Origin of the sequence: Synechococcus sp. LA31 (assembly GCF_018502385.1) — a bacterium.
Classification (GTDB): domain Bacteria; phylum Cyanobacteriota; class Cyanobacteriia; order PCC-6307; family Cyanobiaceae; genus Vulcanococcus.
In genome coordinates this window covers 482,976-501,724 of record NZ_CP075523.1, presented here as the reverse complement: position 1 = coordinate 501,724, position 18,749 = coordinate 482,976, and the positions used below count along the sequence as shown (strand labels likewise).

Here is an 18,749-nt window from a genome sequence, read left to right as displayed (position 1 = left end):
CGGCGCAGGTGTTTGAGGCCCTAGGCCTGCCGCATCCTCGCACCACGCAGCTGTGCCAATCGCTGCAAGAGCTTGGCGATGCCACCGAAGCATTGGTTCTAAGCCATCAAGACATTTGACAGGTGGTGGTGAAGCTCAACCACATGGCAGGCGGCAGGGGCAATGCCCTCCTGAAGCTGTCGTTCAACAGCTGGCGATTGCAATCGCCAGGCAAGCGCCGCCAGAGCCTGGATGCGGCGCAGGCAACAGGGCTGGCAGCTGTGGGCGATCGAGATCAACCTGCGCAAGGGGGGCACCACCCATCCCTTCCAGCTAGCCGCCACCGCCACAGGCGCAGGCTTTGATTGCAGCAGCGGTCAATTGCTCAACAGCGATGGCAGGGCGGTGTTCTACGAAGCCAGCAATGAGCTGCATCAGCCCCCATGGCGCGGCCTACTGCCAGAACAGCTGATTGATGCCCTCGTGCAGCGTGGTGTGTACTTCAGCAGTGCCAGCCGCAGGGGCTGCATCCCGATGCGACTGGGCGCCCTGAGCGAACACGGCCTGCTGGGGGCCACCAGCGTGGGCCACTCCCGCCGGAATGCAGCGCTGCTGATGCAGCAGCTCATGGCCGTGCGCTGATGCTGAGCACAACTGCTGAGGGAGACAACACGGCGGCACAGTGCCGATAGGCAAGAGGTCTCTCTCCTCAGTTAGGCGCCATGAAGCCTGGAATAGTCGCTGTTGCAACGCGTGCGGTTGCGGTGATGCTGATGAGCACGATTCCAGCCGCCGCTGACACCGCTGAGCTGCAGGAGCGCCGCCTGCTGATGCGCCAGGTGACGCAACAGATGCAGGCGCGGCTGCAACAACGCCTGCGCTGCCTCAATGCTGCCACCAACCTCAGCGAGCTCGACAGCTGCCAACGCACCACTGGCGGCGGTTGGCACCACGGCCCCGGCACCGGGGGCTGGGGGTGCCCGATGTGGTGAGCGCGCGGCTACCGATGATCACCGTTCTGGTGAAGCAGCGCTAACCGCTGATCGACAACCGCCGCTCCAGCCCCTTGAGCCAGCGGGCCATGCCAGCGGGCCCGCTGAGGCGATGGCTGGCGGCCGTGTGAGAAGCCCCGGGGCCAACGCGCACACCGATCACACCAGGCCAGAGACGAAACACGTCTTCATCGGTTTCGTCGTCGCCGAAATAAAAGCGCAATGGGCCGTGGAGATCGTCCGCAGACCAGAGGCCGCGGCGCCGTGCCGCCGCCTCAAGCCACTCCACAGCATCAGCCTTGGTGTGAAGGATCGCCGGGCGCACCTCCAGCACCATCCGCCCACGGCGCAGCACAAACACACCGGCCTGATGAATCTCCGCCAGCAGCGGCTGAAGCTGCTGCTCGAGCTGTTGCCGTTGCTGGCCGGAGAGACAGCGGCTATGAAGGCTAAGGCTGAGGCCCTTGTGCTCAAGCCAGGCCCCCGGCCAAGCCTCCAGCTCAGCCTGCAGGCGCTGCGCCACAGCATCGAGCTGGGGCACCAGTGCAACGGCACGCGGATCACACCAGCTGCTGTCACCGCAACCGATCTCCAGGCCATGGTTACCGGCTAAGGCCAGGCGATCGAGGCCAGGGCCAAGCTGCCGGCGCAAATCCGCCAGGCTGCGTCCACTGATCACCGCCAGATCCAGCGCCGGCGGCTCATGGCGCTCACGCAAGCGCTGCAGGACATTGCCAACACCTATCGGCAGGGGGCAGTGGCTTGGATCGCGGCGCAAGGGCGCCAAGGTGCCGTCGTAGTCGAGGTAGAGCAGCACGGCCTTGGCCTGGGCGATCGCCTCCTGCAACGCTGCGAGATCGCTCACACTGGCTCCAGCAGAAACCACAACGACTCGTAGGGCGCGAGGTTAAGGAAATAAGGCTCAGGGGTGATCAGGGGAAAACCGTGATTGCCTCCAAACTGGGCCGGGCGCAGGCCGGCATAGGCAGCCAGATCCAGATGCACCGGCTGCACCGAGGCTGAAAGGTTGTGCACAAACAAACCTGTGGCATCGCGATGGCTGCGGCTGAAGGCCACCACGCTGCGGTTACTCACCGTGAGGAAGCGAATATCTCCCCGGCTCAGCAGGGGTTGGCTACGGCGAAGCCGTAGCTGATGGCGCAACCAATGCAGCAGGGAAGCTGGTGAGCGCAGCTGAGCTTCCACATTCACGGCCTGATAATGCACCAGCGGATCGGCGATCACCGGCTGGTAGAGCATCGAGGGATCGGCGGTGGAAAAGCCAGCATTGCGTTCATCGCTCCACTGCATCGGCGTGCGAACGCCATTGCGGTCACCGAGATAGATGTTGTCGCCCATGCCGATCTCATCGCCGTAGTAGATCACTGGTGCACCCGGCAGGCTGAATAGCAGGCTGTAGAGCAATTGGATACGGCGCTGGTCATGATCGAGCAACGGAGCCAGACGGCGGCGAATGCCGAAATTGAGCTTCATGCGCGGATCACGCGCATACTCGCTGTAGAGATAATCGCGATCGGCATCGGTGACCATCTCCAGGGTGAGCTCATCATGGTTGCGTAAAAATGTGGCCCACTGGCAACCCTCTGGAATCGCCGGTAGGTGCTCAATGCCATCGATCAAGGGACGGCTTTCCTCACGACGCAGCGCCAAAAATAAGCGGGGCATCAAGGGAAAATTGAAGGCCATGTGAAATTCATCGCCATCACCGAAGTAGGGCACCAGATCATCGGGCCATTGATTCGCCTCCGCCAACAGAATGCGCCCTGGAAATTCAGCATCGATCAGCTGGCGCATACGTCTGCAGAAGGCATGGGTTTCCGGCAGGTTTTCGCAGTTGGTGCCCTCGCGCTCAAACAGATAGGGCACCGCATCCACACGAAATCCATCAATCCCGAGATCGAGCCAGAAGCGCATCACATCGAGCATCGCCTCCTGCACCGGTGGATGGTCGTAATTGAGATCGGGCTGATGACTGAAGAAGCGATGCCAGTAGTAGCGCCTAGCCTTGGGATCCCAAGCCCAATTGGAGTGTTCGGTATCGGCAAAGATCACTCGAGCTTCGGAATAACGATCATCCCGATCACTCCACACGTAGTAATGGAAGTAGGGCGATTCTGGCCCTTGTCTCGCTTGCTGAAACCAGCTGTGCTGATCAGAGGTGTGACTGATTACCAGATCAGTGATCACACGTAGATCTCGCTGATGAGCCGCATCGGTGAGCTGCTGAAAATCAGCTAGGCTGCCGATACTGGGATCGATATCGAGAAAGTCGGAAACGTCATAGCCGTCGTCACGCAGGGGGGAACGCACGATGGGCATCAACCAAAGGCAGCTCACGCCAAGGCTCTGGATATAGTCAAGCTTTTCAATCAGGCCACGCAGATCACCATTACCGTCACGGCTGCTGTCTTTGAATCCGCGCACATACACCTGATAGAACACAGCATCGAGGTGCCAATGGCTAGCGCCGTTGCTGAAAGCAAAGTCGCTCATTCAATGCTCACTCCTGGTGGTGGCGGCGCTGCTCGCGATCGAGCACATCACCGATCACCATCGCTATCACCACCAGCAATCCCACCGCCAGTGCCGCAGCCAGAGAGGCGCGATTGGCGAACTGAGCCAGCAGGAGTGGAGAAAGATGTGCATGCATATCATCAGCCTGAACCGAAACCCTCGATCACCGACTGCGTTGCAGCGATTTCACCCCAGCAGCGCAGCAGGTTGCAGCTGCATCTGATCCCGCAGCCGCAGGCTGTCGGCCAAGATCGAGGCGCCCCAGCGATACACGTTGTAGTCGGACACCTGGCGGCGCATCTGCGCCATACGCAGGCGCCGATCGGCAGGCTCAAGGCCCAGGGCCTGCGCCATGGCTACAGCGATCTGCTCCACGCAGTAGGGATGCACCTGCAGGGCACCTCCAAGCTCGAGGGCACAGCCAGCAAAGCGGCTCAGGATCAGCACCCCATCACCATCGCAGCGGGAGGCCACGAATTCCTTGGCCACCAGGTTCATGCCGTCGTGCAGGGAGCTCACCACACAGAAACGAGCGAGCCGCTGCAACGCCAGTCGCTCCTGCACATCCCGTTGCTCGATGCGCAGCTGGAGCGGCTGCCAACCCCCCGAGGCCCAGCGCGCATTCACGCGGGCGGTGATCTGCTCGAGCTCGCTGCGTAGCTGGCGGTATTCAGTGATCTGCGTGCGGGAGATGGCCAGCAACTGCACGAAACAAAAACGGCCATGCCATTCGGGGTGATCCTCCAGCAGCCGCTCCACCGCCAGCAGCCGCTGTGGCAAACCCTTGGTGTAATCAAGCCGCTCCATGCCCACACCGAGCAGAGCTGGATCATGCACACCGATCTGCTGCTGCCAGTACTGCATAGCCTCAGCCACAGCTGATGATGCGGCCGACTCATTCCATTGCTGGTAGTCGATGCTGATGGGATAGGCACCCACCTGGGTGCGATGGCCGTTTTGATGCACCAGATCGCCATCGGGATCCACCCGAGCCTCCACGAGGCGATCGGCGGCATCGAGAAAATTGCTGGCGTGGGCTGGGATCTGAAAGCCGATCAGATCGTTGCCCAAAAGCCCCTCGATCAGGGCATCGGCCTGCGGGAAGGTGCGCAGCAGCTCGCGGTTGGGCCAGGGCACATGCCAGAACTGAACCAGCAGCAGATGGGGATTGGCCTGGCGCAGCAGCCGTGGCACCAGCGCCAAGTGGTAATCCTGCAGAAACACCAGGGCCGCCTCGCCGGCCGCCTCCTGCAGAACCGCCTCTGCGAAGCGGGCATTCACCTGGCGGTAGGTGTGCCAGTGGGCCGCCTCATAGCGAGGTGGCACAAAGGCCACATGGCATAGGGGCCAGAGTGCACGGTTGGCGAGATGGGTGTAGTAGCCCTCCTGCTCAGCATCACTCAGCCACACCCGCCGCAGGCGATAGCAGGGCCTGCCCGGCGGCACTGCCACAGCATCGCGGGCATCCACGCTGCAGCGATCGGCATCACCACTGCCATGGGCGATCCAGGTGCCGCCACTGGCTTCGGCAAAGGGTTCGAGGGCTGTTACGAGACCACTGGCGGGGCGCTCCGCCTGAATCAGGCCGTGGCCATCGCGTTGATGCATCCAGGGCTCCCGGTTGGAGACCACGATCAACGGCAGTCCCCCCAACCCCTCTCGGATGAGCCCCTGCAGACGCTCTCGGCTCCAGAAGGGGGCCATCCGTTAAACACCACACCTGGATCGATCTCAAGCCTGCGCAGCCTGGAAGCAACCAGCGGTGGCGACATCACAAACGGTGCACACCTGCAACCCCTGAGAGACAGCCCAGCCAAGCAAGCCTGATAGTGGCTGTAGAGAGCCTCAACAAATGAAGGCTTGGACAGGCTGGATGCAGCAGAGCCCGCGGCACAACAGGCCCATGGCCGCCGTTCTCGCTCTGACAACAGTGCTGCTCACAAGCGTAGATCTCAACATCGGACAACTCCCCCACAACGCTGGACCGCCGTTGTGTTTTCTACCCGCGATGATTGGGCCTTTTCTGCTCTCACCACTCGAGGAACTAGGCGTATGCCTGGTGTTCTTCGCGAGCTGGATCATCACGCGAATCGGCAGTGATGCATGGACACCGCGTTTCATCCTCTCGCTGTTGGGCCCCATACCGCTCATGCTCGCCTTGGTGTGGCTCGCTCAGCTACGGCTGCACAGCAAGACACAGCAGCTTCAGTTGCTTCGTCAACAAGGCGATCTCGAACGGAAACTACACAGCAGCCTGCAGGCTTCGGCCTTGGCCCATGAGCTAGGGCAGCCCCTCAGCCAGCTATTACTGCAAACAAGGCTGGTGCACTACCGGCTGGAGCAAGTGGATCAGATTCCCAGCGAAGCGCTCAAGCCGCTTGAGCAGCTCAAGCAAAGCGGTGAACACATCCATGAGCTCACGGCAGCGATCCGCCGGCTGCTGAGAAATGAGGCCGCCGTGCAGCGCATGGATCTCAGTGATCTCCTACGGCGATGCCTGCTGCCGCTACAGCGAACAGCCCTAGATGCCGGGATCCAGCTCCAGCTCGATGGACTGCATCAATCAGCCTTCGTCATGGGTGATTCCCAACAGCTCGCGATCGCCATCAACAACCTCTTGCGCAATGCTGAGCACAGCCTGCTGGAAGTAGCACCGGCCCAACGGCTGCTGCGCGTGGCACTCAGCCAGGCGCACGGGCGGATCGTGCTCCACATCGCCGATAGCGGTGCGGGATTACCGAGCAACGATCCAGAGGCTCTGACGCTGAACAGCCACAAGTCCGGAGGTATGGGATTAGGCGTGCTGATGGTGCGCAGCATTGCTCGAGGCCATGGCGGCGAACTGCAGCTGGGGACATCAACCGATCTAGGGGGCGCTGAGGTGAGCCTCAGTTTTCCTGCGGCTCCGTAAACGCCCAGGCCGTGGCTCGATACAGGGTGGCCAGCCGCACCAGCTCAGCGCCGCTGATGCCGAGCTTGCCGGCCACCTGTTTGCGGTAGGTCTCCACCGTGGCAACACTGAGATCAAGCCGTTGGGCGATTTCTTTGTTCAACAGGCCGCAGCCCAACTCCCGCAGCAAGCGCTGCTCCCGCGGCTTGAGCCGCTTGATCGCTAGCAACTGCTGATCACAGGGCCTCAGCGGTGCGGCCCATGCCTGCCTTCTCTGATCCCCCCAGCGATGCAGCACTGCCAACAGCTGATCCCAGGCTTGAGCCTTATCCACCACAGCCACGGTGATTGCAGCCAGATCAGCAGGCGGAGTGAAGGTCTCCGCCAGAGCCGTAACGAACAACAGCTGTGAGCCAGGGTTGCGTTGATGCAGCAGATCAGCTGCAAGGCGATAACTGTCGCCACCCAAGTTCACATCCAACACCAGAAGCTGTGGTGGCGAGCGCCGAATCACCTCACAGGCTTCCGACGCCGTGGTGCACACCGCCAGCACATGAAAGCCGCCTACTTCTGACAAAACCCCCGCGATTGCCTGGGCCACCATGCGGTGGTCGTCAAGAACCACGACGCCGGAGCCAAACACCGCCAACTGTGCAATGAAGAGATCAGATTACCAACACATCTTGAAAACACGAACCATTCATCGGGCGCTTATTCAGGATCTGCATAAAAGCCATAGACCCACATCCAGCTACCACTAGCCACCCCTAATCAGGAGTCCCAGAAACAGGAACTAGACAACAGAGCCACAAACAGTGAATCCTTAAGCAATCCTTACGGACCTTCCGATGGGCCCCAGCGCCTTCCGCTCCAGCCACCGCCTCACCATCACCGTGGCTCAATCCACCATGGAAGCCCTGGTGCTGCGCAGCAGCTGCGAGGGCCGCTCGATCAGCAACCTGGCCGCCTACCTGCTGGAAAGCTCGCTGGAGCGTGGTGGCGGCGGAGCGCTTTCTGGATCTCGACCGCCAGCAGCACACTGAGGCTCAAGCCCAGCTCCACGAGCCACTGCTGGGGCGGTAGCGGTGCCGTGCCCAGCAGGCTCTGCCCCAGTGGCCAATGCATCATGACCACATGCAACGCAAAGGCCGCCGCGGTGCCCGCCAACAACAAAGGGGAGCGCAACGGCGAACTGGCCAACACCGAGCAGTGCTCCAAGCGGCAGTTGCCGATCTGCATGTTTTCAAACAGCACCATCTGCAGCAGCAGCGCGTTGCGGGCCAGCTCGAGCGGCCAGCCCCTGGCCAGCAACTGCTCGTAGAGACCAAAGCCGACCACACCCATCACCACCGCGGCGAGCAGGGTGCGCTGGCGCATCAGTGCCTCAAACACCGGCTCGGCAGGCGGTCTCGGCCGCTGGCCCAGCACATCGCCCTCGGCCGGTTCAAACGCCAGGGCCACATCTTGAATGCCGTTGGTCACCAGATTCAGCCACAGCAGCTGCACCGGCAGCAGCGGCAATGGCAAGCCCCAGGCCACAGCCAGGGCGATCAAAACGATCTCTGCCGCCCCCGACGACACCAGCAAGGCAATCACCTTGCGCACATTGGCGTAAGCAATCCGACCCTCCTCAATGCCGGCCACGATCGAGGGAAAGCCATCGTCGGCCAGCACCAGATCGGCAGCCTCACGCGCCACATCGGTGCCGCTGCGACCCATCGCGATGCCGATCTGGGCCGCCCGGAGAGCGGGCGCATCATTCACGCCATCGCCCGTCACAGCCACAAAGTGGCCAGCCCGCTGCGCCGCCTGCACCAGCTGCAACTTCTGATGCGGCGCCATCCGGGCGAACACACAGCGGCTAGCCACTAGGCGCTGGAGCTGCCGCTCACTGGCCTGGTCGAGTTCATGGCCCTCCACTACGGCATCGGCGCTCTGCAGCAGGCCCAGCTCGCGGCCGATGGCGGCGGCTGTGGTGGGGTGGTCGCCGGTGATCATCCACACGCGGATGCCGGCCTGATGGCAGCGCTCGATCGCCTGGCAAACCCCCGGCCGCAGAGGATCCTGCAGGCCCACCAGGCCCAGAAACCGCAGACCGGAGGGCTCAGCCAAAGGTTCAGGGCAAACACCCTCTGCCAGGGCCAGCACCCGCAGCCCGGCACCGGCCAGTGGCGCCGCGCCGGTTGCCTCCAGACCGCACATCGGCAGCACCCGCTCAGGGGCTCCCTTCACAAGCACGCTGAGCTGGCCATCAGCCCGGGCATGGAAGCTGGCGGCAAAGCGGTGTTCCGGTTCAAACGGAACCCCATCACACTGCGGTTCGGCCAACAGTGCCTGCTCCCGGCTCCAACCAAGCTTCAGAGCGAACTGCAGCAGCGCCACATCGGTGGGATCACCGCGCCCCTGCCAGCGACCATCGCGGTGATGCAGATCCGCTTCATTGCAGAGCACCGCCACCCGTGCCATTCGCTGCAGCAGAGCCAGCTGTGGCGCCGCCGGCGGCTCATCCCCCAATCCAAGCTCCCGCCCATCTGGCAGCAGCACCCGCCGCACCGAGAGCTCATTGCAGGTGAGCGTGCCTGTTTTGTCGCTGGCGATCAGGGTGCAGCTGCCGAGGCCTTCCACCGCTGGTAGCCGGCGCACGATCACCTGGCGCTGGGCCATGCGATGGCTGGCCACCGCCAGCGCCACCGTGAGGGCCACCGGCAAGCCCTCTGGAATCGCCGACACCGCCAGCGCCACCGCAAAGAGAAGGGCGTCGAGACGATCCAGCCCACCGCGCACCATGGCCAACCAACCCACCAGAAACGCAGCGGCGGCCACCACCAGGCCGATGCTGCGGCTGAAGCGATCCATGCGCTGCAACAGCGGCGGCCGCCCGGGCGGGATTGTTTGCAGATCGATGGCCAGCCGGCCCACCTGCGTGGCCTGGCCGGTTGCTACCACCAGCCCCAGCCCACGGCCGCGGGCCACCGAAGATCCGGCATGGGCCATGGTGCTTCGCTCCGCCAAAGGGGTCTCAGGCAGGAGCGCGGCATCGGCCTGCTTGGCGACCGGCAACGATTCACCGCTGAGCAGCGATTCATCGAGTTCGAGGTTGTGGCTGCGCAGCAGGCGCAGATCCGCCGGCACCACTTGGCCGCTCTCCAGCCACACCGCATCACCCACCACAAGGGTTTCGGCATCGCGCAGCGCCGCCTCGCCATCACGCAACACCAGCGCCTGCACCTTGAGCAGCTGGCGGAGGGCATGGCTGCGGCGCTCCGCTCTCCACTCCTGCAGGCCTCCTACCAGGGCATTGAGCAGCAGCACCGCTGCGATGAACAGGGCATCCTTGCGGTCGCCCACGGCCAACGACAGCAATGCCGCCAGCAGCAACACTGCGATCAGAGGGCTGACGAACTGGCGCAGCAGCACCTGCAGCAGCGAGGGAGCCACAGCCTGCGGTAAGCGGTTCGGCCCCAGGCGCGCCAGGCGCTCTGCAGCTTGCTCGCTGCTGAGCCCGGCGGCGCTACCGGCCGGCAGTGCCGCCAGGGGCTGGGCATGCCAAGGAGGATGGCGAGGCAACGGCGATTAAGCGTCGGTCTCGGCATGCATGGCCCAGATGGCGGCATAGAGCGGCTGGATCTGGCAACCAATCCGCTCCACCTCAAGCGGTGTGCAACAGCCAACACGCATCTGCTCGAGCAGGCTCTGAATCTGAACCTGAAGCTCCGTAATGCGCAGTTGATAGCAGGCGGTGGTGGTGGGCAAAGCGCTCATCCAGCCTGCTCCTCCCCCGCAGCACAGCGCAGCCGCCAGCCCTGCTCACCGTCGGGCTCCAACACGATGTGGCGCTCGCCGATCTGCAGGGCATGGCTATCGGTAATGCCTTTCACATAACCGGCCAGAAACCACAGATTCATGCCGGCCTGCTCACCGCTGAACAGCTCATCGAGGCTGTCGGCCGACACGCCGATCTCCCAGTTGGTGTGATTCATCACACGGCTCCACGCACGGAGGTCAGAACCAGCCTGAGGCCATCCCAGCAAGCAATGCCCAGGCTGAAGCTGTGCTGCTGCAGTTCTGCGCAGGGTTAGGGCCAGAGGGCCTGCAGCTGGGAGAGCACACCATCACCGGTGAGTAATTCCGTGGCCACACCAATCACAAAGCCCAGCATCGCCAGCCGGCCGTTCCAGCGCTCAGCCTGCTCGGTGAATCCCCAGTTGTGCAGCATCTGCATGGTTCGCGCGCATCGGCACCCCAACCAAGCCGGATCAAGCCGCGACGCCGCTGACCTCGCACGATTGCTCCTTAGCTGCTGCGATCGCGCTGCTCTAGGTAAGCCTGGATCAGCTGATAACAGAGATTGCTCAAACTGCGACCCTCCGATTCTGCTGCCGCCTTGAAGGTGACCAACTCGTGCAGCGTGAGATTCACAGTGAAGCGTGCATTGCGGTTTCCCCGCTGATTCGACAAGTCGACCAAGGCCGCGACAGCCACACGAGTCCTTTCTACATCGGATCTACAGGCACTGCGCCAACGCTGCTGGCGGCCAGGCGCTCCAGCTGCTCAACACGCACCTGGAGCTGGCGCAGCTGCTCGGCCAGTTCCGGCAGATCAGCAGGGGCGGGTTGGCCCAGATCGGCGCGAACCAGCGCCGACACATAGGCCGTGATACTCAGCCCCAGGCCACGGGCGCGCTGCTTGATCGCCTCGATCAGCTCAACCGGCAACACCATCGAAAGCTGCCTGCGATCGATCACATCAACTCCCACTCAAAACAAGTAAGGGCAGAGCCAGAACAACGCGCAAAGGCCATCGCAACCCCAGACCACACAAACGCACCACAGCACTTTGCAGCAGACTGCTGCACCCCTTCTAAAGCAGCGGAGGGGTTATGCACCGCTGGCATAGAGCCCAGTGAGCTCTGTCCGTGCCAGGGCATGAGCCTCGATCCCCTCACGCACGTCGAACACCGTGCAGCCCGGCGGCAGATCCAGGGCTGCATCCAGAGCCGCCAGCTGGAACACGTAGCGATGGGCCGCACCCTGGGGCGGCAGCGGCCCCTGGTAGCCGATCCGCTCGAACCGCCCCACGCCCCAGCAGCTGCCATGGCGGGCACCGTTGGGCAGTTCAGGGGCCCGCTCCAGTCCGGCCGGCAACGCCCGCAGCGAAGCCGGGATATTGAACAGCAGCCAGTGCACCCAGCCGCCGGCCGGCGAATCGAGATCCTCCAGCACCAGAGCGAAGCTGCGGGTGGCCTCTGGTGCCCCGCTCCAACGCAGCGGGGGAGACAAATTGAGCCCTTCGCTGGTGTGAATCAGCGGAATCAACTCGCCATCACGGAAAGCCGGCGATTCCAAATGGAAGGTTCCATTGCTGCTCCCCATCGGCCAGCCAACTCAGACACTCCGCACAGGGTGAGCGCTCCAAACCGCAGCAATCCAGGCTCCAGCGCCACCGCCGCAGAACGCGCGCGCTTCTGCTGCCCATCGCGTTGCATCCACGGGTTGCATGTAGATCGTGAACAGCAGGAGCGCAGCGGTGATCCCTGTAATTCCGGTCTCCCTAGCGGTGCAACTCTGCGCGGCGCTGATTGCCGCCGGCCTGCTCGTGTTCGTTCTGGCCTCGCTGCAGCAGCTGTGGAAGCGCCAACCCTGAAGCTGTTGCTTGGCGGCGATCTGATGCTCGGCCGCGGCATCGATCAGCTGATGCCCCGCCACTGCGAGCCAGGCCTGCAGGAGGCAGGTGTGCGCGATGCCCATCACGTCGTTGAGCTCGCCGAGCAGCGCCACGGCCCGATCCCAGCGCCCTTCGGCCCCGAAACAGCCTGGGGCGAAAGCCTGGCCTGGATGGAGCAGTTCCAGCCGCAGCTGCGGCTGGTGAATTTGGAAACTGCGATCACCACCAGCCATCAAGCCTGGCCGGGGAAAGGCGCCCACTTCCGCCTACACCCCGCCAACACGGCCTGCCTGCAGGCGGCCCGCATCGATGGCTGCAGCCTGGCCAACAACCACAGCCTCGACTGGGGCTTCAACGGCCTGGCCGAAACCCTGCAGGTGCTGCGGCTGGCTGGCATTCAAAGCGCCGGGGCAGGCCACACGCCCCACCAGGCCCAGCGACCCGCTAGCTGGGAGTTACCCCAGGGCAGACGCCTACTGCTGTTCGCCTGGGCTTTGACAAGCAGCGGTGTGCCGCAAGCCTGGGGTGCCACCCCCTGCCATCCGGGGTTGGCGCTGCTCACCCGGATCGACAGCGCCACAGTGCGCTGGCTGGTGCGCAGCATCCAGCGCCGCCGCCGCAACGGCGACATCGTGGTGGTTTCGCTCCACTGGGGTGCCAACTGGGTGCCGGTGATTCCGGAGCAACACCGCTGGTTAGCCCGCCAACTGATCGAGCTGGCAGGCGTGGATGTGGTATTTGGCCACTCCGCTCATCACCCCTTACCCATGGAGATCCATCAGGGCAGGCTGATCCTCTACGGCTGCGGTGATCTGATGAACGACTACGAAGGGCTGCCCGCCCACGCCCCCTGGCGCTCCGATCTGGTGTGCCTCTACGGGGTGGAGCTGGAGCGCAGCAGCGGTGCACTGCACGCGCTTGAGCTGCAGCCATTTGTGCTGCGCGGCTTTCAGCTCCACCAAGCCAGCACCGCCGACCGACAGCTACTCGAGCACCAACTCAGCCTGGAGATAGCGGCCGAGGGGTGGCGATGGCGCACCAACGGCTCCGGCTGGCGCCTCGAGCGCGAACGCAGCAGGACTGCAGCAAACCAGAACGCACACCCCGCCAGCCGCCTGGCCCATCCATAGGTTTCGGCGGCACTGCACCCTGGCGGCCATGATCCAGCTGATCGACAACCTTCCAGACGGAACCCTGGGGTTCAGCTGCAGTGGCCTGATCAGCGGCGAGGACATGCAACGGCAGGTGATTCCCACTGTGGAAGCGGCATTGCGCGAGCAGGAGCGGGTGAAGGCGCTGGTGGTGTTCGATCCAGGCTTTACAGGCTTCAACCTGGAGGCCGCCTGGGACGACACGAACCTCGCGCTACGTCATTGGGATGGCTTTGAGCGCCTGGCTGTGGTCACCGATCTGGCCTGGCTACGGCAGGCCAGCCGCGCCCTGGCCCTGCTGTTGCCCTACCCGGTGCAGCTGTTTGGCTTGGATGAGCAGGAGAACGCCCGGCGTTGGTTGAGCGAGGCGCTGGGCACCGTGCACCTCGAGCGCCAGGGTGAGGTGATCACCATCAGCCTGATCGGGCTACTCGATGCCGATGTCTACGCCCGAATCGACGATGACCTGGCCAATTTGTTCAGCCAGGTGGAGCGGCCGCGGGTGCTGCTAGATCTGCGGCAGTTTGATGGCTGGCTCGCCCTTGGAGCCCTACGCCAACATCTGGCTTTGATCCGCGACTATCGCCATCGCCCCCAGAAACTCGCCGTGGTGAGCCATGGCCCGCTGCAGCAGATCGCCCAGCGGCTGATCCAGAGCTTCAGCCGCGCCGACAGCCAAACCTTCAGCAGCAGCGATCTGCTCGCAGCACAGGAATGGATCTGCTGCGACTGAGCGAAAAGCAGCTGCAGTGATGCCGAGGCCGCCGCAAGGCAGACCCCTCACGCTTTGGCTGAGGAGGTCTGCACATCGTTGCGATGAACACCCAGCACTGCCAAACCTGCTCCTATTGGGATCAGGCCCATGGCCTGGATATCACCTCACTCGGCGCGATTGCGCCGTGCACACGCCATTCGCCCAATCTGTTCAGCTTGCAGAGCGTGGAGATCAGCGAAGCCGCCCAGCATTTCAGCGGCTACGCCGCCGGTGATGGCCTTAGCGATATGCAGGTGCCCATGGCTCTCTGGCCCTTCACGAGCCGCAACCAGATCTGCGGGGATTACAAACCCTGCGACCTGGAAGAAAATGCCCGCCGAACACGGATGCGGGCTGCGCCGCTGATCTGAGCCAGATCGTGGTGATCAGGAGAACGCAATGAAAGCCATCCATAACCTAAAGCTGCCAACCAATCTTCCAGGAGGCATTCCGATGAGCCTAACCAAGTGGGAACCACTCACTGACATCGAAGCGATCGTCGATCGCGCCTTCAACTGGCCACCATTGCGCCTCGGAACCAGCATGGCTCTGGCCGAATTAGGTCCACGTGTGGATATCTGCGAAAGCGACGGCACCTATCTATTCAAAGCCGATATTCCTGGCATGAATAAAGAAGATTTGATTGTTTCCATCGCTGATGACATGCTCACCATTCAAGGGGAGCGCAAACGCGAAAGCGAGGAAACCAGGCCCCATTTCCACCGGGTTGAGCGCTCCTACGGCAGCTTCAGCCGCAGCTTTTCTTTGCCCGATGATGCCGACCCTAAAACCGTGCATGCCCACTGCGAAAAGGGTGAGCTCACCGTGAGCATTGCCAAGAGAGCCGGGACCAAAGAAACCAAACCAATCACCGTGCCCGTTGACTGATTAGCGCATCCAAGGCCGCCTGCCGTGATCCAGCAGGCGGCTCACTCCACTAGCAATGAGGCAATCTGATTGCGGCCATTGCCTTTGGCTAGATAGAGAGCCTGATCGGCCCTGTAAAACAAATCAGCAAAACTCTGATCGCTATCGGCCATGGCACTAATACCACCGCTGATGTTGGGATGGTAGTCGGACTGATCAAACACACCCCGCATGGCAGCAACGGCCAGGCGGATCTCCTCAGCCAATTGCATCGCACGGCTGATGGAGGCATTGACGAGCAGAATCGCAAATTCCTCATCGCCGATGCGGCCAAATAAATCCTCGTGGCTGAGGTGCTGCCGCGCCACCGCACAGAGATCGAGCAGCACCTGATCGCCAGCCTGGTGACCCCAACGCATGTTGATCTGCCGAAAATCATCAATGTCGAAATTGAACAGGGCTACCGGCAGACTTTCAGCACGAGCATTCTCAAATTCCTGCTCGCCGAAGCGGAAAAACACGCTGCGGTTGTAGAGCCCGGTGACAGGGCATTGCATGCTGCGTTGGCGCAGCTCCAGCTCCCGCATCACCAAATCAGCCATCAGCTTCAACATCACCCGCTGATGGGGATCGAGCACCCGCGGCTTGCGATCAATCACGCAGAGCGTGCCGAGGTTATAACCGTCGTCTGATTGCAAAGGCACACCGGCGTAGAAGCGCACCTTTGGGGCATCAAGGACCAGCGGGTTGGTGTTGAAGCGGGCGTCGTCGAGGGCATCGGGCACCTCCATCAGCTCCTGCTGGGCGATGGCATGGGCGCAGAAGGCCATGGTGCGCGGTGTTTCCTGCACCTCAAGCCCATGGCGAGCGAGAAACCACTGCCGGTCTTGGTCCACCAGCGACACCAGCGCGATCGGCACCCCCAACACTTCAGACGCCAGCGCCACGATGCGATCGAAATGGGGATCAGCGGGCGCATCCAGCACCGCAAAGCGCCGCAGCGCCCGCAGCCGCTGCTCCTCGTCGGCGGGGATCGGATAGTCCGGATAGGGCGTCATGGCCGCAAGGCAAACAACAGATCAACAAGGGCTCAACACGCCGCAGCCGCCTCGGCCACCGCCTGCTCCCGGCGCTGCTCGAGCGGGATGAGGCGGATCTCTCCATCGCTGAGCTGAATGCGGAACTGATCGCCGGGCTGTAACTGCAGCTTCTCGGTGTAAGCCCGCCCCACCATCAAATTTCCATTGAAGTGGACATGGGTGTTGAAGCTGAGCTGGCGCCCCTGGGCATTGCGGCGGGCACGCCAACGTGCTCCCTGCCCCGGCAGATGCACACCCTTTGCCTCCAGGATCGCCTCGTAGAAGTCAGTGAAGTGCAGGTGCTCACGCCCGGCCTCAGTGTGGGTTGCGTAGCCACAGGCCCGCACTAGATCGGAACGATTCAGACCGCGCAGCTGGTCAAGTTTGGCGAGCAGTTGATCCCCTTGGAGCATGGCGGCAGCGAGCAGCGGCAATGATCTAAACGCAGCCAATCGGGCTGGGTTCACGATCAACTGCTTCTGCGGCTCGATTGCTGCAGCAGTGCACCAATCGCATGCGCTCTAAGACCCTGGCCCCATGGCGCTTCCATTTCAGCCAGCGCTGAATGCGGTGAACGGCGCAGCTGGGTTCGACCACCTGCCAGGCAAGGCGATGATGAAGGCTGAACCCGCCATCGGCGCGCAGCCAACGCGGCCGCGCCCGCTGCATGCCTGAGGGGGGCATCAGCAACACCTGCCAAGTCGCCATCAATCCCGCTGTAGGGAAGCGGATGCTGAACAGCGCCGCATCGACCGGGATGGGTTGTCACCAATACAGGGCAAAACCGCAGCGCTCAGCACCACAGCCAACGCGGCTTTCTCTGATGGAAACGCTTCCGGTTCAACAGCGATGGCCACCACCGCCAGCCGCACCAGCCTTACCATCCCCGCCCCAGGCGGCTCGCTCCTCGCCGAGCTCACCCTGCCGGCCGCTGCGGCCGGCCTGGTGCTGTTCTGCCATGGATCAGGAAGCAGTCGCCTCAGCCCCCGCAACCAATACGTGGCCGAGCAGTTGCAACACGGCGGTCTCGCCACCCTGCTGATTGATCTGGAGCACCACAACCACGCCTGCCATGGCCACACCCTGGCTGCCCTGCCACCACTGCAACAACGCCTACTCAGCGTGATCGATTGGACCAGCCAACACCCGCAGCTACAGATGCTTCCCTTAGGCCTCTATGGCGCCAGCACTGGGGCCGCCCTGGCGCTGGTGGGGGCGGCAGAACGGCCCGAGCGGGTGCAAACGGTTGTGTCGCGTGGGGGGCGACCGGATCTGGTGTTCCAACGGCTTGCGGAGGTGCGCTGCCCGGTGCTGCTGCTGGTGGGCGAGCACGATCTCGACGTGTTGGAGCTCAATGCATGGGCCGCCGGACAACTGCAAGTGCGCAATGAACTGGTGGTCATCCCCCAAGCGAGCCATCTGTTCAGTGAGCCTGGCAGTCTCGATGCGGTAGCGGAGCACGCCTACCGCTGGTTCGCTGAGCAGTTCAGCCGGAGCCCAATCAGCTCTGCAGGTGATCTGTAGATGAAGCATGCAAGGTGCTGCAGAAGCACCGTTTGCTTTCATCACACCGGAGCACTCCGCCACCTTTTAACGCTCGTATTCTCAAGCTGCTGAGAGATGCAGCAAAGCTGAAGTCTCCCGGCATCTGTTGCACATTCACCTGCGGATTTTGAGATGAACGAGCGTTTTCGCGTGCTACAGCGCCAGCCCAAGCGCATCTCCATCACCTTGAGCTATCACGTGCATGAGGCTCTTCTCACCCGCTCTGAGGAAGAGGGGCGATCGGTCTCCAATCTGTGTGCATTCCTACTAGAAGATGCCCTGCGTGACCAACAGCGCACACTGACTCCGCAGACCAGTGGCGCTGGCCAGACCCACACCAATGGCCTGCAACCTTCAGTCAACGCGGCTGCCCGGATGAAGACACGGGGCTTCTGATGGGAAGCCCGCCCGGAGATCTGTCACGCGATCTCCGGGCCATGGCGGCCTCAACGCGGATCCAATGCAGGCGTGAGGTGGCGGCGCAACTTGCTGAGGGCGTGCCGCTCGAGCCGCTGCACCTGATCCTTGCTGCGACCAATCAGACGGGCGACCTCCGCGAAGGAGCGCTGTTTGTCTTCCCCATAGCGCAACTGAATCACCGTGAGCTCGGGCGTTGAAAGATGCTCGAGCTGGCTATGCATCCAGTGGTAGTCGTCGTGGATGCAGGGCAGATGGTCATCGCTCACCGTATCGAGCAAGGTCATGTCGCCATCACTGCCGTTGAGCTGCTGATCAAGCGACACCGTGTTGCTGCGATGCTGAATGGCCATGGCATAGAGCAGTCGCTCCGGTGTTTCATCCAGCAGCTCCGCCAATTCTTCCACACTCAGAGGATCAGTGCGGAGGCTCTGGATGGCATCTGCTCGATTGGCCAGACTCACCAGGTTCACAGGAATACGGATGCTGCCGCTGTGCTCCTGCAGGTAGCGATTGATCGACTGGCGAATCCACCAGTAGCCGTAGGTTGAAAATTTATAACCGCGGGTGGGATCGTATTTCTCCGCAGCGCGCAGCAAACCAAGATTGCCAGCTTGCACCAGATCCATGGGGTCATGGGCCAGGTGCTTGAGCCGGCGGATATAGCGGAGGGCGACCGTCACCACCAATCGAAGATTGGCACTCACGATCCGTTGCAGGGCACGCCGACCGCGGCGCTGGAGAACAGGTGATGGAGCATCACTCTCCATCCAGTCTTTCACAATCGTTCCGAGATGAACCTCCTCCTGGGCGGTGAGCAAAGGGATCCGGCCAATGTTGCGCAGATAGTCGCCAAAGGCATCACTCATGGACGCG

The 18,749-nt window shown here is 62.6% G+C and carries 26 protein-coding genes; 11 read left to right on the top strand and 15 right to left on the bottom strand.

What is annotated here, in order from left to right:
• The first annotated feature begins 231 nt into the window (after nt 1–231).
• Nucleotides 232–621: a hypothetical protein gene (locus KJJ24_RS02720; protein WP_214340748.1), complete on the top strand. Its 390-nt coding sequence runs from the start codon at nt 232–234 to the stop codon at nt 619–621.
• Between the two features lie 131 nt (nt 622–752).
• On the top strand, nt 753–971 hold the full coding sequence (locus KJJ24_RS02715; protein WP_214340746.1) for a hypothetical protein: 219 nt from the start codon (nt 753–755) through the stop codon (nt 969–971).
• A 40-nt stretch (nt 972–1,011) separates the two neighbouring features.
• On the opposite strand, the gene otsB is transcribed toward KJJ24_RS02715, so the two are convergent.
• Genes otsB through KJJ24_RS02695 form a run of 4 tightly spaced genes read right to left on the bottom strand, consistent with a single transcriptional unit; the run spans nt 1,012 to nt 5,210 of the window.
• Nucleotides 1,012–1,836, bottom strand: a complete 825-nt coding sequence (otsB, locus tag KJJ24_RS02710; RefSeq protein ID WP_214340744.1) for a trehalose-phosphatase — start codon at nt 1,834–1,836, stop codon at nt 1,012–1,014.
• The gene (gene treS / locus KJJ24_RS02705) at nt 1,833–3,485 is read right to left on the bottom strand and encodes a maltose alpha-D-glucosyltransferase (RefSeq protein WP_214340741.1); all 1,653 of its coding nucleotides are present in this window, start codon (nt 3,483–3,485) and stop codon (nt 1,833–1,835) included. Before treS ends, otsB begins: the two co-directional genes overlap by 4 nt.
• Nucleotides 3,486–3,492: 7 nt before the next feature.
• On the bottom strand, nt 3,493–3,642 hold the full coding sequence (locus KJJ24_RS02700; RefSeq protein WP_214340739.1) for a hypothetical protein: 150 nt from the start codon (nt 3,640–3,642) through the stop codon (nt 3,493–3,495).
• Between the two features lie 50 nt (nt 3,643–3,692).
• A complete protein-coding gene (locus KJJ24_RS02695) occupies nt 3,693–5,210 on the bottom strand; it encodes a trehalose-6-phosphate synthase (protein WP_214340737.1) in 1,518 nt (505 codons plus the stop codon).
• 199 nt (nt 5,211–5,409) lie between these two features.
• Here KJJ24_RS02695 and KJJ24_RS02690 point away from each other — a divergent pair, with 199 nt between their 5' ends.
• Nucleotides 5,410–6,417, top strand: coding sequence for a HAMP domain-containing sensor histidine kinase (locus KJJ24_RS02690; RefSeq protein WP_214340735.1), 1,008 nt, complete (start codon nt 5,410–5,412; stop codon nt 6,415–6,417).
• Here KJJ24_RS02690 and KJJ24_RS02685 read toward each other — a convergent pair.
• Nucleotides 6,395–7,039, bottom strand: a complete 645-nt coding sequence (locus KJJ24_RS02685; RefSeq protein WP_250544980.1) for a response regulator transcription factor — start codon at nt 7,037–7,039, stop codon at nt 6,395–6,397. The genes KJJ24_RS02690 and KJJ24_RS02685 overlap by 23 nt on opposite strands.
• A gap of 205 nt (nt 7,040–7,244) precedes the next feature.
• Here KJJ24_RS02685 and KJJ24_RS15110 point away from each other — a divergent pair, with 205 nt between their 5' ends.
• Complete coding sequence (locus KJJ24_RS15110) at nt 7,245–7,439, top strand: hypothetical protein (protein ID WP_214340733.1); 195 nt, start codon at nt 7,245–7,247, stop codon at nt 7,437–7,439.
• On the opposite strand, the gene KJJ24_RS02675 is transcribed toward KJJ24_RS15110, so the two are convergent.
• From KJJ24_RS02675 to KJJ24_RS02645, 7 genes are all read right to left on the bottom strand, one after another.
• Nucleotides 7,348–9,963, bottom strand: coding sequence for an HAD-IC family P-type ATPase (locus KJJ24_RS02675; protein WP_214340731.1), 2,616 nt, complete (start codon nt 9,961–9,963; stop codon nt 7,348–7,350). The genes KJJ24_RS15110 and KJJ24_RS02675 overlap by 92 nt on opposite strands.
• Nucleotides 9,964–9,969: 6 nt before the next feature.
• The gene (locus KJJ24_RS02670; RefSeq protein WP_214340729.1) at nt 9,970–10,158 is read right to left on the bottom strand and encodes a hypothetical protein; all 189 of its coding nucleotides are present in this window, start codon (nt 10,156–10,158) and stop codon (nt 9,970–9,972) included.
• A complete protein-coding gene (locus KJJ24_RS02665) occupies nt 10,155–10,376 on the bottom strand; it encodes a hypothetical protein (protein ID WP_214340727.1) in 222 nt (73 codons plus the stop codon). Before KJJ24_RS02665 ends, KJJ24_RS02670 begins: the two co-directional genes overlap by 4 nt.
• A gap of 95 nt (nt 10,377–10,471) precedes the next feature.
• Complete coding sequence (locus KJJ24_RS02660; protein WP_214340725.1) at nt 10,472–10,618, bottom strand: chlorophyll a/b-binding protein; 147 nt, start codon at nt 10,616–10,618, stop codon at nt 10,472–10,474.
• Between the two features lie 71 nt (nt 10,619–10,689).
• On the bottom strand, nt 10,690–10,863 hold the full coding sequence (locus KJJ24_RS02655) for a hypothetical protein (RefSeq protein ID WP_214340723.1): 174 nt from the start codon (nt 10,861–10,863) through the stop codon (nt 10,690–10,692).
• Nucleotides 10,864–10,889: 26 nt separating this feature from the next.
• Nucleotides 10,890–11,117 carry a hypothetical protein gene (locus KJJ24_RS02650; RefSeq protein WP_214340721.1) on the bottom strand — a complete coding sequence of 76 codons (228 nt, stop codon included), beginning with the start codon at nt 11,115–11,117 and terminating at the stop codon, nt 10,890–10,892.
• A 156-nt stretch (nt 11,118–11,273) separates the two neighbouring features.
• On the bottom strand, nt 11,274–11,768 hold the full coding sequence (locus KJJ24_RS02645) for a YbhB/YbcL family Raf kinase inhibitor-like protein (protein WP_214340719.1): 495 nt from the start codon (nt 11,766–11,768) through the stop codon (nt 11,274–11,276).
• A 30-nt stretch (nt 11,769–11,798) separates the two neighbouring features.
• On the opposite strand from KJJ24_RS02645, the gene KJJ24_RS02640 reads away from it, so the two are divergent.
• The 4 genes from KJJ24_RS02640 (at nt 11,799) to KJJ24_RS02625 (ending at nt 14,853) form a co-directional block, all read left to right on the top strand.
• Nucleotides 11,799–13,190, top strand: a complete 1,392-nt coding sequence (locus tag KJJ24_RS02640) for a CapA family protein (protein WP_214340717.1) — start codon at nt 11,799–11,801, stop codon at nt 13,188–13,190.
• A gap of 28 nt (nt 13,191–13,218) precedes the next feature.
• Nucleotides 13,219–13,944: an STAS/SEC14 domain-containing protein gene (locus KJJ24_RS02635; protein ID WP_214340715.1), complete on the top strand. Its 726-nt coding sequence runs from the start codon at nt 13,219–13,221 to the stop codon at nt 13,942–13,944.
• Nucleotides 13,945–14,027: 83 nt separating this feature from the next.
• Nucleotides 14,028–14,336, top strand: a complete 309-nt coding sequence (locus KJJ24_RS02630) for a hypothetical protein (RefSeq protein ID WP_214340713.1) — start codon at nt 14,028–14,030, stop codon at nt 14,334–14,336.
• Nucleotides 14,337–14,364: 28 nt separating this feature from the next.
• Nucleotides 14,365–14,853, top strand: a complete 489-nt coding sequence (locus KJJ24_RS02625; protein WP_250544874.1) for an Hsp20/alpha crystallin family protein — start codon at nt 14,365–14,367, stop codon at nt 14,851–14,853.
• Between the two features lie 41 nt (nt 14,854–14,894).
• Here the strand turns inward: KJJ24_RS02625 and KJJ24_RS02620 are convergent, their stop codons facing one another.
• Nucleotides 14,895–15,890: a sensor domain-containing diguanylate cyclase gene (locus tag KJJ24_RS02620; RefSeq protein ID WP_214340711.1), complete on the bottom strand. Its 996-nt coding sequence runs from the start codon at nt 15,888–15,890 to the stop codon at nt 14,895–14,897.
• Nucleotides 15,891–15,922: 32 nt separating this feature from the next.
• On the bottom strand, nt 15,923–16,345 hold the full coding sequence (locus tag KJJ24_RS02615; RefSeq protein ID WP_371811762.1) for an AbrB family transcriptional regulator: 423 nt from the start codon (nt 16,343–16,345) through the stop codon (nt 15,923–15,925).
• 103 nt (nt 16,346–16,448) lie between these two features.
• Here KJJ24_RS02615 and KJJ24_RS02610 point away from each other — a divergent pair, with 103 nt between their 5' ends.
• From KJJ24_RS02610 to KJJ24_RS02600, 3 genes are all read left to right on the top strand, one after another.
• Complete coding sequence (locus KJJ24_RS02610) at nt 16,449–16,586, top strand: hypothetical protein (protein WP_214340709.1); 138 nt, start codon at nt 16,449–16,451, stop codon at nt 16,584–16,586.
• A 174-nt stretch (nt 16,587–16,760) separates the two neighbouring features.
• A complete protein-coding gene (locus KJJ24_RS02605) occupies nt 16,761–17,435 on the top strand; it encodes a dienelactone hydrolase family protein (RefSeq protein WP_214340707.1) in 675 nt (224 codons plus the stop codon).
• Between the two features lie 153 nt (nt 17,436–17,588).
• Nucleotides 17,589–17,852: a hypothetical protein gene (locus KJJ24_RS02600; protein WP_214340705.1), complete on the top strand. Its 264-nt coding sequence runs from the start codon at nt 17,589–17,591 to the stop codon at nt 17,850–17,852.
• A 50-nt stretch (nt 17,853–17,902) separates the two neighbouring features.
• Here the strand turns inward: KJJ24_RS02600 and KJJ24_RS02595 are convergent, their stop codons facing one another.
• Nucleotides 17,903–18,742 (bottom strand): RNA polymerase sigma factor RpoD/SigA, encoded by an 840-nt coding sequence (locus KJJ24_RS02595; RefSeq protein WP_214340703.1) that lies wholly within the window; start codon nt 18,740–18,742, stop codon nt 17,903–17,905.
• Nucleotides 18,743–18,749: the final 7 nt, after the last annotated feature.

Bases quoted from the DNA above. Each gene is read 5' to 3' on its own strand.
- KJJ24_RS02720 (WP_214340748.1), top strand. From the start codon at position 232: ATGCGGCGCAGGCAACAGGGCTGGCAGCTGTGGGCGATCGAGATCAAC.
- KJJ24_RS02715 (WP_214340746.1), top strand. From the start codon at position 753: ATGAGCACGATTCCAGCCGCCGCTGACACCGCTGAGCTGCAGGAGCGC.
- treS (WP_214340741.1), bottom strand. From the start codon at position 3,485: ATGAGCGACTTTGCTTTCAGCAACGGCGCTAGCCATTGGCACCTCGAT.
- KJJ24_RS02700 (WP_214340739.1), bottom strand. From the start codon at position 3,642: ATGCATGCACATCTTTCTCCACTCCTGCTGGCTCAGTTCGCCAATCGC.
- KJJ24_RS02695 (WP_214340737.1), bottom strand. From the start codon at position 5,210: ATGGCCCCCTTCTGGAGCCGAGAGCGTCTGCAGGGGCTCATCCGAGAG.
- KJJ24_RS02690 (WP_214340735.1), top strand. From the start codon at position 5,410: ATGGCCGCCGTTCTCGCTCTGACAACAGTGCTGCTCACAAGCGTAGAT.
- KJJ24_RS15110 (WP_214340733.1), top strand. From the start codon at position 7,245: ATGGGCCCCAGCGCCTTCCGCTCCAGCCACCGCCTCACCATCACCGTG.
- KJJ24_RS02670 (WP_214340729.1), bottom strand. From the start codon at position 10,158: ATGAGCGCTTTGCCCACCACCACCGCCTGCTATCAACTGCGCATTACG.
- KJJ24_RS02665 (WP_214340727.1), bottom strand. From the start codon at position 10,376: ATGAATCACACCAACTGGGAGATCGGCGTGTCGGCCGACAGCCTCGAT.
- KJJ24_RS02660 (WP_214340725.1), bottom strand. From the start codon at position 10,618: ATGCAGATGCTGCACAACTGGGGATTCACCGAGCAGGCTGAGCGCTGG.
- KJJ24_RS02650 (WP_214340721.1), bottom strand. From the start codon at position 11,117: ATGGTGTTGCCGGTTGAGCTGATCGAGGCGATCAAGCAGCGCGCCCGT.
- KJJ24_RS02645 (WP_214340719.1), bottom strand. From the start codon at position 11,768: ATGGGGAGCAGCAATGGAACCTTCCATTTGGAATCGCCGGCTTTCCGT.
- KJJ24_RS02635 (WP_214340715.1), top strand. From the start codon at position 13,219: ATGATCCAGCTGATCGACAACCTTCCAGACGGAACCCTGGGGTTCAGC.
- KJJ24_RS02630 (WP_214340713.1), top strand. From the start codon at position 14,028: ATGAACACCCAGCACTGCCAAACCTGCTCCTATTGGGATCAGGCCCAT.
- KJJ24_RS02625 (WP_250544874.1), top strand. From the start codon at position 14,365: ATGAAAGCCATCCATAACCTAAAGCTGCCAACCAATCTTCCAGGAGGC.
- KJJ24_RS02620 (WP_214340711.1), bottom strand. From the start codon at position 15,890: ATGACGCCCTATCCGGACTATCCGATCCCCGCCGACGAGGAGCAGCGG.
- KJJ24_RS02610 (WP_214340709.1), top strand. From the start codon at position 16,449: ATGGCGCTTCCATTTCAGCCAGCGCTGAATGCGGTGAACGGCGCAGCT.
- KJJ24_RS02605 (WP_214340707.1), top strand. From the start codon at position 16,761: ATGGCCACCACCGCCAGCCGCACCAGCCTTACCATCCCCGCCCCAGGC.
- KJJ24_RS02600 (WP_214340705.1), top strand. From the start codon at position 17,589: ATGAACGAGCGTTTTCGCGTGCTACAGCGCCAGCCCAAGCGCATCTCC.
- KJJ24_RS02595 (WP_214340703.1), bottom strand. From the start codon at position 18,742: ATGAGTGATGCCTTTGGCGACTATCTGCGCAACATTGGCCGGATCCCT.